A 13,513-nucleotide genomic window follows, 5' to 3' on the forward strand; every position below is an offset into this window, starting at 1 on the left:
GAGCGAGCCTGCTCGCGAAGACGGACTGACAGACAGCGGCTTTGTTGATCGTTCAACCGTTTTCGCGAGCAGGCTCGCTCCCACACGGAAACAGTGGGGCCAGGCTGATCATGGCTGACATTGCTCCGACGTAAATCTGTATTTTTCCTAGAAGAACCGCACATCACTGGTGTGCAGGTTCTCACTGCGTGAGATTGCGTTATGGATGGTATTTTCCTGCAGCAACTGGTCAACGGCCTGACCCTCGGGTCGGTCTATGGCCTGATCGCCATCGGCTACACAATGGTCTATGGCATCATCGGCATGATCAACTTCGCCCACGGCGAGGTTTACATGATTTCCGCTTACCTCGCGGCAATCAGTCTGGCTCTGCTGGCATACTTCGGTATTGAATCCTTCCCCCTGCTGATGCTTGGCACACTGGTTTTCACCATCATCGTCACGGCGGTGTATGGCTGGGTCATCGAGCGCGTCGCCTACAAACCGCTGCGCAACTCCACCCGACTGGCACCGCTGATCAGCGCCATCGGTATTTCGCTGATCCTGCAAAACTATGCACAGATTTCCCAGGGCGCTCGTCAACAAGGCGTACCGACGTTACTGACCGGTGCATGGCGAGTTGAAGTCGGGACCGGCTTCGTCCAGCTGACCTACACCAAGATCTTCATTCTGGTTGCCGCGTTCGTTGGGATGGCCCTGCTGACCTACGTCATCAAGTACACCAAGCTCGGTCGTATGTGCCGCGCCACCCAGCAAGACCGCAAGATGGCCTCGATCCTGGGGATCAACACCGATCGCGTCATTTCCTACGTGTTCATCATCGGTGCCGCGATGGCAGCCCTGGCTGGCGTGCTGATCACCATGAACTACGGCACATTTGACTTCTACGCGGGCTTCATCATTGGCATCAAGGCGTTCACCGCCGCGGTGCTCGGTGGGATCGGTTCGCTGCCTGGGGCAATGCTCGGCGGGATCATTCTCGGGATCTCCGAGTCGCTGTTCTCCGGATTGGTCAACTCGGACTACAAAGACGTTTTCAGCTTCTCGCTGCTCGTTCTCGTTCTGGTCTTTCGGCCCCAAGGCCTGCTCGGCCGTCCTCTTGTGTCGAAGGTGTAAGCGATGTCTTCAACCACTAAAAAAACCATTGATCTCAAAAGAAGCCTGGTTGACGCGATTCTTGCCGGCCTGGTGGCCTTGATTGTGTTCGGCCCGATTGTCGGCGTAGTTCTGGACGGCTACGGTTTCAACCTGGAAGCGACTCGGGTGGCATGGATTGTCGCCATCGTCATGGCCGGCCGCTTTGCCTTGAGCCTGTTCCTGCAAACCCCCAAGGGCCTGAGAATTCTCGAAGGCTTTGAAAGCACTGGCTCCGGGGTTCATGTACTGCCGCCCGATTACAAATCCCGCTTGCGCTGGATCATCCCGGTGATGATCGTCATCGCCGTGGTGTTCCCGTTTTTCTCCAACTCCTACCTGCTGGGCGTGGTCATCCTCGGGCTGATCTATGTGCTGCTGGGCCTGGGGTTGAACATCGTGGTCGGCCTGGCCGGCCTGCTCGACCTGGGTTATGTGGCGTTTTATGCCATTGGTGCCTACGGCCTGGCACTCGGTTATCAATACCTGGGGCTGGGTTTCTGGACGGTGCTGCCGCTGGCGGCAATCATTGCCGGGTTGGCCGGGTGCATTCTGGGTTTTCCGGTGCTGCGTCTGCACGGTGACTACCTGGCGATCGTGACCTTGGGGTTCGGTGAAATCATCCGGTTGATCCTCAATAACTGGCTGTCCCTGACGGGTGGCCCGAACGGTATGGCGGCACCGTTGCCAACGTTCTTCGGCCTGGAATTCGGCAAGAGAGCGAAGGAAGGAGGCGTTCCGTTTCATGAGTTCTTCGGCATCGCCTATAACCCGGACGTGAAGTACTACTTCATCTACGCGGTGTTGTTCCTGGTGGTACTGGGCGTGCTGTACGTCAAACACCGTCTGACCCGCATGCCGGTCGGTCGCGCGTGGGAAGCCTTGCGCGAAGACGAAATCGCCTGCCGTTCCATGGGCCTGAATCACGTATTGGTCAAGCTGTCGGCGTTCACCATCGGCGCATCGACGGCGGGTCTGGCCGGTGTGTTCTTCGCCACTTATCAGGGTTTCGTCAACCCGACCTCGTTCACCTTCTTCGAATCGGCACTGATCCTCGCCATTGTGGTGCTCGGCGGCATGGGCTCGACCATCGGCGTGGTGATTGCGGCGTTCGTGCTGACCGTCGCCCCGGAACTGCTGCGTGGCTTCGCTGAATATCGCGTGCTGCTGTTCGGCATCCTGATGGTGTTGATGATGATCTGGCGACCGCGCGGCCTGATCCGGATCAGCCGTAGCGGTGTGATCCCACGTAAAGGAGTGGCGCCATGAGCGAAGAAATCGTTCTCTCGGTCGAAAATCTGATGATGCACTTCGGCGGCATCAAAGCCCTCAATAACGTGAGCATGCAAGTCAAACGCAACTCGATTTTTGCGTTGATCGGTCCCAACGGTGCGGGCAAGACCACGGTGTTCAACTGCCTGACCGGCTTCTATAAAGCGTCCGGCGGGCATATCGAACTCAATGCCCATGGCGTGAAAACCGACGTCATCAAAATGCTCGGGGAACCGTTCAAGGCAGTTGATTTCGTTTCGCCAAAAAGCTTGATCAGCCGGCTTCACTACAAGATGTTTGGTGGCACGCACCTGATCAACCGTGCCGGTCTGGCGCGGACTTTCCAGAACATTCGCCTGTTCAAGGAAATGTCGGTGGTGGAAAACCTGCTGGTGGCCCAGCACATGTGGGTCAACCGCAACATGCTGGCCGGCATCCTCAACACCAAGGGTTACCGCAAAGCCGAAAGCGATGCGCTGGACCATGCGTTCTATTGGCTGGAAGTGGTGGACCTGGTGGACTGCGCCAACCGCCTGGCCGGCGAGCTGTCTTATGGTCAGCAACGCCGTCTGGAAATTGCCCGGGCCATGTGCACCCGGCCGCAGATCATCTGTCTCGACGAACCGGCCGCTGGCCTCAACCCTCAGGAAACCGAAGCGCTGAGCGCGATGATCCGGCTGCTGCGCGACGAGCACGATCTGACCGTGGTGCTGATCGAACACGACATGGGCATGGTAATGAGTATTTCCGACCACATCGTGGTGCTGGATCACGGCGTTGTCATCGCCGAGGGCGGGCCTGAAGCGATTCGACACGATCCGAAAGTGATTGCCGCCTACCTGGGCGCCGAAGAAGAGGAAGTGGTATGAGTAAACCTATCCTCGAACTCAAGAATCTGGACGTGTTTTACGGACCGATTCAGGCCCTGAAGAAAGTCTCGTTGCACATCAATGAAGGTGAAACCGTCAGCCTGATCGGCTCCAACGGCGCCGGCAAATCGACCTTGCTGATGTCGATCTTCGGCCAGCCGCGGGCCGCTGACGGGCAAATCATCTATCAGGGTGTGGATATCACGCACAAGTCGTCCCACTACATCGCGTCCAACGGCATCGCTCAATCGCCGGAAGGCAGGCGGGTGTTCCCTGACATGACCGTCGAGGAAAACCTGTTGATGGGCACGATTCCAATCGGTGACCAGTACGTCAAGGAAGACATGCAGCGCATGTTCGAGTTGTTTCCACGGCTTGAAGAGCGGCGTACCCAGCGGGCCATGACCATGTCGGGCGGCGAGCAACAAATGCTCGCCATCGCCCGGGCGCTCATGAGCCGGCCAAAGCTGTTGCTGCTCGATGAGCCGAGCCTGGGGTTGGCGCCGATTGTGGTGAAACAGATCTTCGCGACTCTGCGGGAGCTGGCCAGCACCGGCATGACCATCTTTCTGGTGGAGCAGAACGCCAACCACGCCCTCAAGTTGTCGGACCGGGCGTATGTGATGGTCAACGGCGAGATCCGTCTCAGCGGCACCGGCAAGGAGTTGCTGGTGAACGATGAGGTGCGTAACGCCTACCTTGGCGGCCACTAAACCGAAGAGCCCAAAAAACGCCCTGACCGCTCAACGTCAGGGCGTTTTTTTATGCCCGAATCCCCCGTAGGAGCTACCGAAGGCTGCGATCTTTTGATCTTGCTTTGAGGTGTCTGTGGAAAAGTTCGCAGCCTTCGGCAGCTCCTGCACGGGACCGGGGATTGAGGTCAAGGGAAATTGTGGAAAACAATATTCACGACCTCTCGAAGCGCGACATAAAGCCGCTGCAAATTGCTGTTTTATCACGGTTTTGACTTGTCCCCGTTTGCTGTGGAGCGGGCTGTGAATAACGTGGGAGTAGCTGGCTGAAAGCCTTTGAATCCGTGGCTTGCAGCGATATGGTTGTTTTTTGATCAGGTGTTTTTGCCCGACCGAAACCCAGCTTTGTCAACCTTTTTGTTAGGAACAAACCAGGCATGAATCAAGGTGGACAAGCCTGTGGATAAGTCTGTGGTTAAACTCTGGAAAGAGTCGGCTGAGGGCCGTAATTACTGGCTTGGAGCCATCGTCCGTGTGACCGCCCGGTCGTGCAAATTGCCCGGGATTACACAGCGAGCCCCCGAGGGTCAAGCAAAAAACTTTCCAATCTGCCCGCAAAGCCTTGTGGACTGCGGCTTGCAGCTTTTGTACTTGCCCCCGGAAACTGTGGACCGGCCTGTGGATAAGGTGCGCGTACATGGCTGCAAGCCACAGGCCGTATGGCGTTGCCGGTGTTGATTGTTTTTTGTACGGTTTTTACGATGGTTGCCGCTGTGGACAAGGCCGGGCATGCTGGCAACTGATTTTCTATTCCAAGGGCTGTCGATCAGCCGAAGCAAGGAGAACACGATGTCCAACACCCTGTTTATTACCGGCGCGACTTCCGGTTTTGGTGAAGCCTGCGCCCGTCGTTTTGCCGAAGCCGGCTGGAAACTGGTACTGACAGGTCGTCGTGAAGAACGCCTCAATGCACTGTGCGCCGAGTTGTCGAAACAGACTGAAGTTCATGGCCTGGTACTCGATGTGCGGGATCGCAAGGCCATGGAGGAGGCGATTGCCAACCTGCCGCCGTCCTTCGCCAAGCTGCGCGGGCTGATCAACAACGCCGGCCTGGCCTTGGGCGTGGACCCGGCTCCCAAGTGCGACCTTGATGATTGGGACACCATGGTCGACACCAACATCAAAGGGCTGATGTACAGCACTCGCCTGTTGTTGCCGCGTTTGATCGCTCACGGTCGTGGCGCCAGCATCGTCAACCTTGGTTCCATCGCCGGCAACTACCCGTACCCGGGCAGCCACGTGTATGGCGCGAGCAAGGCGTTCGTCAAACAATTCTCCCTGAACCTGCGCTGTGACCTGCAAGGGACCGGCGTGCGGGTCAGCAATATCGAACCGGGCCTGTGCGAGAGCGAGTTCTCGCTGGTGCGTTTCGCCGGTGATCAGGAGCGTTACAACGCCACTTACGCGGGCGCCGAGCCGATCCAGCCGCAAGACATCGCCGAGACCATTTTCTGGGTCCTCAACGCCCCGGCCCACATCAACATCAACAGCCTTGAACTGATGCCGGTGAGCCAGACCTGGAGCGGGTTTGCGATTGAGCGTAAGGCGTAAGGCCGAGTAACAGCTGTTCGCGGGCAAGCCTCGCTCCTACAGGTTTTGTGTTGAATCGCGATTTTACGAACGACACAAAACCTGTAGGAGCGAGGCTTGCCCGCGAAAGCAATCTCTCAGTCAGCGCAAATACTCGGCCAGCCCGCGATAGCAGGTCGCCAAGTGATAAGGCGTGGTCGAAGGCATGTCCTTGCGGCTTACGTTACCCTGCTCATCGCGACACTCATGCCAGCCGCCGGCATGTAAAAAGCGCTGTTGCAGCGCCTGCAATTGGCGCTGCACAGCGGCTTCGCTGCCCGGGCGCAAGGTCAGGGCGCGCAGGTATTCAGCCTGGGCCCAGATGCGCTGGGTCGCATCACGAAGGGCGTCGTCCAGTTCCAGCATCGCACGCACAGCCCCCGTCTGCTGATCCACCCCCAGTTGCTCGGTAAACGTAAAGGCGCGATCCAGCGACGCATGCAGTTTGGAATCGCGCAGTAACGCTGAGGACTCCAGCAGGAAATACCATTCGAACTGGTGGCCTGGCTCGAACCAGTTATCCACAGCCCCGAGCGGCTTTTCCATCAACACCGCGTGTTGCGGATCGATAAAACGCTTTTGCATGGCTGTGCATAACTCGACGAGCGCGTTCTGCACAGTAACGTCCTCGCGTACCGAAAGAATGGCAAGGAAGGCTTCGGCCAAATGCATCAATGGATTTTGCAGCGGCCCGGCGTTGAGCGAGGACCAATTACGATCCAGGCTGGCTTCGTACAGGCCGTCGCCTGTGGCGAAGCGCTGTGCCAACACTTCCAGCGTGGCGTTAAGCACCGACTCCACCAGCGGTTCGCGAACCTTGTCCCAATAATGGGCGCAGGCGAACAGGATGAAGGCGTGGGTGTAGAGGTCTTTGCGTTGATCCAGCGGCGCACCTTGCGGGTCGATGCTGTAGAACCAGCCGCCATGCTCGGCATCGTGGAAATGCCGTTGCAACGAACGGAACAGCGCCGCCGCACGCTCTTGGGCCTGGGGCACTTGGCCAATCAGGCTGGAAAACAGGTACAACTGCCGCGCGCAAGCCATGGCCCGGTAGCGCTGCGGTGGCAGCGGCTGATGCTCGGCGTCCAGCGCTTCATAAGGCAATGCCATGTCGGCGTTCCAGCCGGGGCCTTGCCAGAGCGGCACAATCACGTTCTCAAAGTGCTGTTGCACCGAGGCGAACAAGGCGGTCAATTCAGGCTGGGAAGCGGAGCGGGAAACATGCGGCATTGGCTGGCGTCGTCACGGCAGGGTTAATTGCGCGACATGTTAGCAGGCCTGAGAGACGTGGTGTCTGTCAGGCCGCCTTCGCGGGCAAGCCTCGCTCCTACAGGGATTGTGGCCGGATTACGTACGATTAATAACGGTAGGAGCGAGGCTTGCCCGCGAAGAGGCCATAACAGACGATAAAGCAGTCAACCGGCGAGCAACCACACCCCAGTCGCCGCCGAAGCCGCACCCGCCAGCCGAACCAATGGCGCGGCGGCCTGAGGCAAGACGCGAACCAGCGCATAACCCGCGGCATGCAACGCTGCGGTCGCTACCACAAACCCCGCTGCATAGGCCCAAGGGCTCGACATCTCCGGCAATTCCAGGCCATGCGCCACGCCATGAAACAGCGCGAATAATGCGGTCGCAACCATTGCCAGGCTCAACGGCGGACGCACCGCCAGGGCGACCGCCAGGCCCAGCGCCAATACCGATGTCGCGATCCCGCTTTCCAGCGCAGGCAAGTTCAACCCTTCAAAGCCCAGCAGTCCGCCGATCAACATAGTGCCCACGAATGTGCAGGGCAGCGCCCAGCGCGCGATGCCTTTCTGCTGCGCCGCCCACAACCCCACGGCAACCATTGCCAACAAATGATCGAGACCACCCATCGGGTGGCTGATGCCGGCGATCAAGCCATTATCGCTGTGGCCTGGATGGGCGAATGCGATGGCCGGCGTCAGCAGCAGGGCCATGGCGCCCAGAATGCGTTTCAGTGTCATGGATATAAGCTTCCTTGTTGATAAGTGTGGTCAGGCTGCAGTCAGCAAGCCCTGGCGTTCGATGAAGGCGATGATCGCTTCCAGGCCCTCACCGGTTTTCTGATTGCTGAAGACGAACGGTTTGCCGTTGCGCATGCGTTGGGTGTCGCTGTCCATCATCTCCAGGGAGGCGCCTACCAGAGGCGCCAGGTCGATCTTGTTGATCACCAGCAAATCGGATTTGCAGATCCCCGGCCCGCCCTTGCGCGGCAGCTTGTCGCCGGCCGAAACGTCGATCACATAAATGGTCAGGTCCGACAATTCCGGGCTGAAGGTCGCCGAGAGGTTGTCGCCACCGGACTCCACCAGAATCAGGTCCAGCCCCGGGAAGCGCCGGTTCAATTGATCCACGGCTTCGAGGTTGATCGAGGCGTCTTCGCGGATCGCCGTGTGCGGGCAGCCACCAGTTTCCACGCCGATGATCCGCTCGGGTGCCAGGGCTTCGTTGCGCACCAGGAAATCGGCGTCTTCGCGGGTGTAGATGTCGTTGGTCACGACGGCGAGGTTGTAGCGGTCGCGCAGGGCCAGGCACAGGGCCAGGGTCAGGGCGGTTTTGCCGGAGCCGACCGGGCCGCCGATGCCGATGCGCAGAGGTTGTGTGTTCATGTGGTTCTCCAAAATAAAAGGCCCAAAATAAAAGGCCCAAAATAAAAGGCCCTAGGAACGGAACAGACGGCTGTATTGACGCTCATGGGCCATGCACGCCAGGGACAGGCCGAAAGCGGCGCTGCCAGAGTGTTCGGGATTGATTCGGGTGGCGTCTTGTTGCGCCTGTTGCAGCAGCGGCAACAATTCGCTGGTCAGGCGCTGTGCGGCTTGCTGGCCCAGGGGCAGGGTTTTCATCAGCACCGCCAACTGGTTTTCCAGCCAGCTCCAGAGCCAGGCGGCCAGCGCATCGTGCGGGCTGATCTGCCAGGCGCGCGCCGCCAGCGCCCAGCCAAGGGCCAGGTGGGGTTCCGGGCATTGGTCGAGAAAGTTTCGGGCCGGCGCATCCAGTTCCGGTAAACCGTTGAGCAATTGCTTCAGCGAATACCCCATCTGCCGGCTTTCCTGATGCAGCTCACGGGTTTCGCGGCTAGCGCGATGTTCTTCGCAGCGTTGCAGCAGTTCGGCCCAGTGCTCTTGGGCCGCAGCAGTGCAATGAGCGAGCAATAGCGGCGCTTCGAAACGCGCCAGGTTCAGCAGCAACTGATCGCTGATCCAGCGTCGCGCGCTGTCGGGATCGTCCACTCGGCCGTTATCCACAGCCATCTCCAGACCCTGGGAATAGCTGTAGCCGCCAATCGGCAGCTGCGGGCTGGCCAGACGCAGCAGCCCCCAGGCCGGGTTCATAAACGCACGCCGAACTGGTGCAGTTTTGGCGGGTAGTTGAAACCCTCGTCACCATGGCGCGAATGGTGATGGCCGCCGCCGTAGGCACCGTGCTCCGGCTGGAACGGCGCTTCGATGTTCTCGGCTTTGGCGCCCAGTTGCTCGAGCATGGCCTTGAGCACGTAATCGTCGAGCAAGCGCAGCCAGCCATCACCGACTTGCAGGGCCACATGGCGGTTGCCCAGGTGATAGGCCGCGCGGGTCAGTTCGAAAGCGTTGGCGCAGGTGACGTGCAGCAGATGTTCGGGACGAGCGCAGACGCGAACCACGCGCCCGTCTTCGGCTTGCAGGCATTCGCCGTCATACAACGGTGGCTGACCGCGCTCCAGAAACAACCCGACGTCTTCATTCTCGGCACTGAAACAGCGCAAGCGGCTTTTGCTCCGGGCTTCGAAAGTCAGGTGCAACTCGGCGGCCCAGACGGGTTGAGGGTCGATTCTGCGATGAATCACCAGCATTGGAAGGCTTCCAGCAATGGACAATGCTCAGGGATAGAGCAAGGGGCTTGCCAATCGGGGGAAGTGTAGGAAATGGCTGTCGGAGTGCAGAGGGATGATTCAGGAAGTGGCGGGCTTTGGCTGGGATTGGTGCGTGCGGGGAAGGTTGTGCGCAAAATTGGTGCGCGCGGTGCTCCAGATCGTTCCCACGCAGAGCGTGGAAGCGATCATCAGTGGGCGTTACTCGGTACTACCGAGCCCTTGCCAATGTTTGAGGCCGATAAAGATAAACCGCAACTGCTGAGTGATTTTCGCCTGAGGCGTCAAATGCTCCGGCAACGCCTGAGCCGGTGGATCGATGATGTCCGGCAAGGTGGCGAATACGCTTTTGACGATCAGATCAGCCATGACGCTCAAACCGGCGATGTCCAGATGCTGCAGTTTCGGCATCAGCGACAAGTCCGACGCCAGGTCCGAGCTGATGTCTTCACGCAAGCGGCCAATGGCCTGGCGCACCGGCAGTGAGCCGCCGTATTGCTCGCGGGCGAGAAACAGGAATTGCGAGCGATTGGCCGTGACCACGTCGAGAAAGATCCGTACCGAGGCATCGATAATGCCACCCATGACGAACTCGTTATGGCGCACCAGGCGGATGGTTTCGCGGAAGGTCTGACCGACTTCGCTCACCAGCACCAGCCCCAGTTCATCCATGTCGGCGAAATGCCGATAAAAACCGGTGGGTACGATCCCGGCGGTTCTGGCCACTTCACGCAGGCTCAGGCTGCCGAATCCTCGGCCGCTTTCCATCAAGTGGCGGGCAGCGTCCATCAGGGCGTTGCGGGTCTGTTGTTTTTGTTCGGCGCGGGGCAGCATCGCAAGGGTGTTTTCTGGAAAAGACAGCGGCGCACTCTAGCAAATCGGCTTCGCTGACGTCGAACGGGAGATCACGCGGGGAAATGCAACGTCTATAAAGTCAAAAGCCCAATCCGGGGATTGGGCTTTTTTTCGAGGCCGCCATAGGCTTAGCTCACAGCGCTGTTGCGTTCGATCACACGGTCACCACCACCTTCAGCCAGGGTTTGACCCTGTGGAGTGCGATCGGAACCGCCTTCAGCGAGCGTTTGGCCTTGTGGGGTGCGATCGGAACCACCTTCAGCCAGGGTCTGGCCCTGTGGGGTGCGATCGGAACCACCTTCAGCCAGGGTCTGGCCCTGTGGGGTGCGATCGGAACCACCTTCAGCCAGGGTCTGGCCTTGTGGAGTACGGCCGGAACCGTCAGCGGCCAGCGTTTGACCTTGTGGCGTGCGATCCGAGCCATCTTGAGTGATCAGGCCTTTTTCCTTCAGGCGATCATTACCCCCTTCGGCCAGGGTCTGACCTTGTGGTGTGCGGTCGGAACCATCGGCGGCAACGGTATGGCTGAACACCGAGTGGTTGTCTTTGACTTGCGGGGCGGCCTGATCGGCGGCCGGCAAAGCAAAAGCGGTGCTGGCTAACATCGAGAGGGTCAGGCTAAGCAGTAATTCGCGTTTCATGATGGTTGCTCCTTGGGAGGGCGATAAAGTGGGTACGAGGGCAATGCTACTATCGATAAGTCGATATAAAAGTTCATAAACGCAATGGTAATAATCAACAGAATTGATTGTTCGGCCGCAGCGCTCTAGAACGGGCGTTTTCGGCGAGCTTTTCTGCACTGAGTTGGGTATTTTCGACCCATGCTCGCCTCGCAGAAGTGCGGGTGCAGTAACGCCAGATGAGGGAGCAGGATGTCCCCGGCCGATTATTTGAGTGTTAAACGCCTATTCGGTTAAACCTGCGGGCCATTTTCCAGTCCTAGATTTCATGGCAGGCCGGTTCTGGCCTAACGTTTCATCCGTGCGTCGCTGTCGGGGCGCTCAGTCGTATTCAGGAGCCCTGTGCAATGGCGCGCGCTCGTAAAATACTTGCCTGGACTTTCGCCAGCCTCGCTGTTCTGTTGGCCGTGCTGGTGCTGATCATCGCGTTCTTCGATTGGAACCGGATCAAGCCGCCCCTCAACGCCAAAGTGTCCGAAGAACTGCATCGTCCGTTCGCCATCAATGGCAATCTTGCGGTGATCTGGCAACGCGAGACTGATGAGGACGGCTGGCGGGCCTGGGTGCCGTGGCCGCATGTGGTGGCTGAGGACCTGACCCTGGGTAATCCGGACTGGTCGAAACAGCCGCAGATGGCCACCCTCAAGCGCGTCGAACTGCGCATTTCGCCGCTGGCCTTGCTGGCGCAGCGGGTAGTGATCCCGCGTATCGATCTGAGCGAACCCAATGCAAATCTGCAACGTCTGGCCGACGGTCGCGCCAACTGGACGTTCACATTCGACCCCAAAGATCCGGACGCCGAGCCTTCGAACTGGGTGCTGGACATCGGAGCCATCGGCTTCGACAAGGGCCACGTCATGCTCGACGACCAGAAGCTGAAAACCCGGCTGGATCTGCTTATAGATCCGTTGGGCAAACCGATTCCGTTCAGCGACATTGTTGGCGACAAAGCGGCAAAAAAAACCCTTGAAAAGGGTGGTTCACCCCAGGATTACGCCTTCGCATGGAAGGTCAAAGGCCAATACCACGGCCAGGCTCTCGCGGGCGAGGGCAAGACCGGCGGTTTGCTCGCGTTACACGACGCCGCCAAGCCGTTCCCGCTTCAGGCGCAAATGAAGATCGCCGACACCCGCGTCGAACTGATCGGTACGCTAACCGATCCATTGAATCTCGGCGCCCTGGATCTGCGCCTGAAACTGGCCGGTGCCAGCCTGGGCAATCTCTATCCGCTGATCGGCGTGACGCTGCCGGATACTCCGCCTTACGCCACCGACGGGCACTTGATTGCCAAGCTGCAAGAGCCGGGCGGGGCGGTGTACCGCTATGAGGACTTCAACGGTACGATCGGCGAAAGTGACATTCACGGTAACCTGACCTATGTCGCCAGCCAGCCGAGGCCCAAACTCAGCGGGGCGCTGGAGTCCAATCAACTGCTGTTTACCGACCTGGCCCCTTTGATCGGTGCCGATTCCAACGCCAGGCAAGAGGCCCGCGGCGGTGCGAGCAAGCAGCCGGCGGACAAGCTGCTGCCGGTCGAGGAGTTCAGGACTGAACGCTGGCGCGACATGGATGCGGATGTGGAATTCACCGGCAAGCGCATCGTCCACAGCGCAAGACTGCCGTTCAACGACCTTTACGCCCATGTGGTACTGACCGATGGCGTGCTCAATCTGGAGCCCCTGCGTTTCGGCGTGGCGGGCGGCAACCTGGATGCGCAGATTCGTCTGAACGGGCGCACCGAGCCTTTGGAAGGCCGGGCCAGACTGACGGCGCGCAAGTTCAAGCTCAAGCAGCTGTTTCCCACCCTGGAGCGGATGAAAACCAGTTTCGGTGAGCTTAATGGCGACGCTGATCTTAGCGGTCGTGGCAACTCGGTAGCCAAACTGCTGGGGACTGCCGACGGCAATTTGAAGATGCTGATCAACGACGGCGCTATCAGTCGCGAGTTGATGGAGCTGGCGGGGCTCAACGTCGGCAACTATGTGGTGGGCAAGATCTTTGGCGACAGGGAGGTAAGAATCAACTGTGCGGCGGCGGATTTTGAGATCAAAAGCGGTCTGGCGACGACACGGCTTTTTGTTTTCGATACCGAGCCTGCCATTGTCTATGTCGATGGCACCGCGAACATGGCAACCGAGCAACTGGACCTGACCATCAGCCCGGAATCGAAAGGCTGGCGTGTGATTTCATTGCGTTCGCCGCTGTATGTGCGAGGCAAGTTCATCAAGCCGGACGCGGGGGTCAAACCGGTGCCGCTGATGCTGCGGGGGGCCGGCATGGTTGCACTGGGCGTGATTGCCGCGCCGGCGGCGGGCTTGCTGGCGCTGATAGCGCCCAGCGGTGGTGAGCCGAATCAGTGTGCGCCGTTGCTGGAGCAGATGAAGGCCGGCAAGGCGCCGATGACGGTCAAGCCCACCCGGTAACTTTCGGCGTCTGTGAAGACGCCTTCGCGGGCAAGCCTCGCTCCCACAGGTTTTGTGTCGCATGCCGACAATGGGCACGACACAT

Annotated in this window: 13 protein-coding genes; 6 read left to right on the forward strand and 7 right to left on the reverse strand. The window is 59.2% G+C overall.

Annotated features, from left to right (window positions below):
- The first annotated feature begins 201 nt into the window (after positions 1-201).
- The 5 genes from FHW68_RS16010 (at position 202) to FHW68_RS16030 (ending at position 5,578) form a co-directional block, all read left to right on the forward strand.
- Positions 202-1,116: an ABC transporter permease subunit gene (locus tag FHW68_RS16010; protein WP_008068915.1), complete on the forward strand. Its 915-nt coding sequence runs from the start codon at positions 202-204 to the stop codon at positions 1,114-1,116.
- 3 nt (positions 1,117-1,119) lie between these two features.
- Positions 1,120-2,403: a high-affinity branched-chain amino acid ABC transporter permease LivM gene (gene livM, locus FHW68_RS16015; RefSeq protein WP_095634033.1), complete on the forward strand. Its 1,284-nt coding sequence runs from the start codon at positions 1,120-1,122 to the stop codon at positions 2,401-2,403.
- Positions 2,400-3,275: an ATP-binding cassette domain-containing protein gene (locus FHW68_RS16020; RefSeq protein WP_183681227.1), complete on the forward strand. Its 876-nt coding sequence runs from the start codon at positions 2,400-2,402 to the stop codon at positions 3,273-3,275. Before livM ends, FHW68_RS16020 begins: the two co-directional genes overlap by 4 nt.
- Complete coding sequence (locus FHW68_RS16025) at positions 3,272-3,988, forward strand: ABC transporter ATP-binding protein (RefSeq protein ID WP_183681229.1); 717 nt, start codon at positions 3,272-3,274, stop codon at positions 3,986-3,988. Before FHW68_RS16020 ends, FHW68_RS16025 begins: the two co-directional genes overlap by 4 nt.
- A gap of 828 nt (positions 3,989-4,816) precedes the next feature.
- The gene (locus FHW68_RS16030; RefSeq protein ID WP_095634036.1) at positions 4,817-5,578 is read left to right on the forward strand and encodes an SDR family oxidoreductase; all 762 of its coding nucleotides are present in this window, start codon (positions 4,817-4,819) and stop codon (positions 5,576-5,578) included.
- A 120-nt stretch (positions 5,579-5,698) separates the two neighbouring features.
- On the opposite strand, the gene FHW68_RS16035 is transcribed toward FHW68_RS16030, so the two are convergent.
- The 7 genes from FHW68_RS16035 to FHW68_RS16065 all read right to left on the reverse strand — a co-directional run bounded on the left by FHW68_RS16035 (position 5,699) and on the right by FHW68_RS16065 (position 10,966).
- Positions 5,699-6,826 (reverse strand): AGE family epimerase/isomerase, encoded by a 1,128-nt coding sequence (locus FHW68_RS16035; RefSeq protein ID WP_183681231.1) that lies wholly within the window; start codon positions 6,824-6,826, stop codon positions 5,699-5,701.
- 185 nt (positions 6,827-7,011) lie between these two features.
- Positions 7,012-7,584 (reverse strand): HupE/UreJ family protein, encoded by a 573-nt coding sequence (locus FHW68_RS16040; RefSeq protein ID WP_183681233.1) that lies wholly within the window; start codon positions 7,582-7,584, stop codon positions 7,012-7,014.
- Between the two features lie 30 nt (positions 7,585-7,614).
- Positions 7,615-8,229: an urease accessory protein UreG gene (gene ureG / locus FHW68_RS16045; RefSeq protein ID WP_095634039.1), complete on the reverse strand. Its 615-nt coding sequence runs from the start codon at positions 8,227-8,229 to the stop codon at positions 7,615-7,617.
- Positions 8,230-8,280: 51 nt separating this feature from the next.
- Positions 8,281-8,955: an urease accessory protein UreF gene (locus FHW68_RS16050; protein WP_183681235.1), complete on the reverse strand. Its 675-nt coding sequence runs from the start codon at positions 8,953-8,955 to the stop codon at positions 8,281-8,283.
- Positions 8,952-9,452 (reverse strand): urease accessory protein UreE, encoded by a 501-nt coding sequence (gene ureE, locus FHW68_RS16055; RefSeq protein WP_095634041.1) that lies wholly within the window; start codon positions 9,450-9,452, stop codon positions 8,952-8,954. Before ureE ends, FHW68_RS16050 begins: the two co-directional genes overlap by 4 nt.
- Positions 9,453-9,671: 219 nt before the next feature.
- Positions 9,672-10,304, reverse strand: a complete 633-nt coding sequence (locus FHW68_RS16060; protein ID WP_095634042.1) for a TetR family transcriptional regulator — start codon at positions 10,302-10,304, stop codon at positions 9,672-9,674.
- Between the two features lie 149 nt (positions 10,305-10,453).
- On the reverse strand, positions 10,454-10,966 hold the full coding sequence (locus FHW68_RS16065) for a hypothetical protein (RefSeq protein ID WP_183681237.1): 513 nt from the start codon (positions 10,964-10,966) through the stop codon (positions 10,454-10,456).
- Positions 10,967-11,352: 386 nt separating this feature from the next.
- On the opposite strand from FHW68_RS16065, the gene FHW68_RS16070 reads away from it, so the two are divergent.
- Positions 11,353-13,428 (forward strand): AsmA family protein, encoded by a 2,076-nt coding sequence (locus tag FHW68_RS16070; protein WP_183681239.1) that lies wholly within the window; start codon positions 11,353-11,355, stop codon positions 13,426-13,428.
- Positions 13,429-13,513: the final 85 nt, after the last annotated feature.

Origin of the sequence: Pseudomonas sp. Tn43 (assembly GCF_014192635.1) — a bacterium.
Lineage (GTDB): Bacteria > Pseudomonadota > Gammaproteobacteria > Pseudomonadales > Pseudomonadaceae > Aquipseudomonas.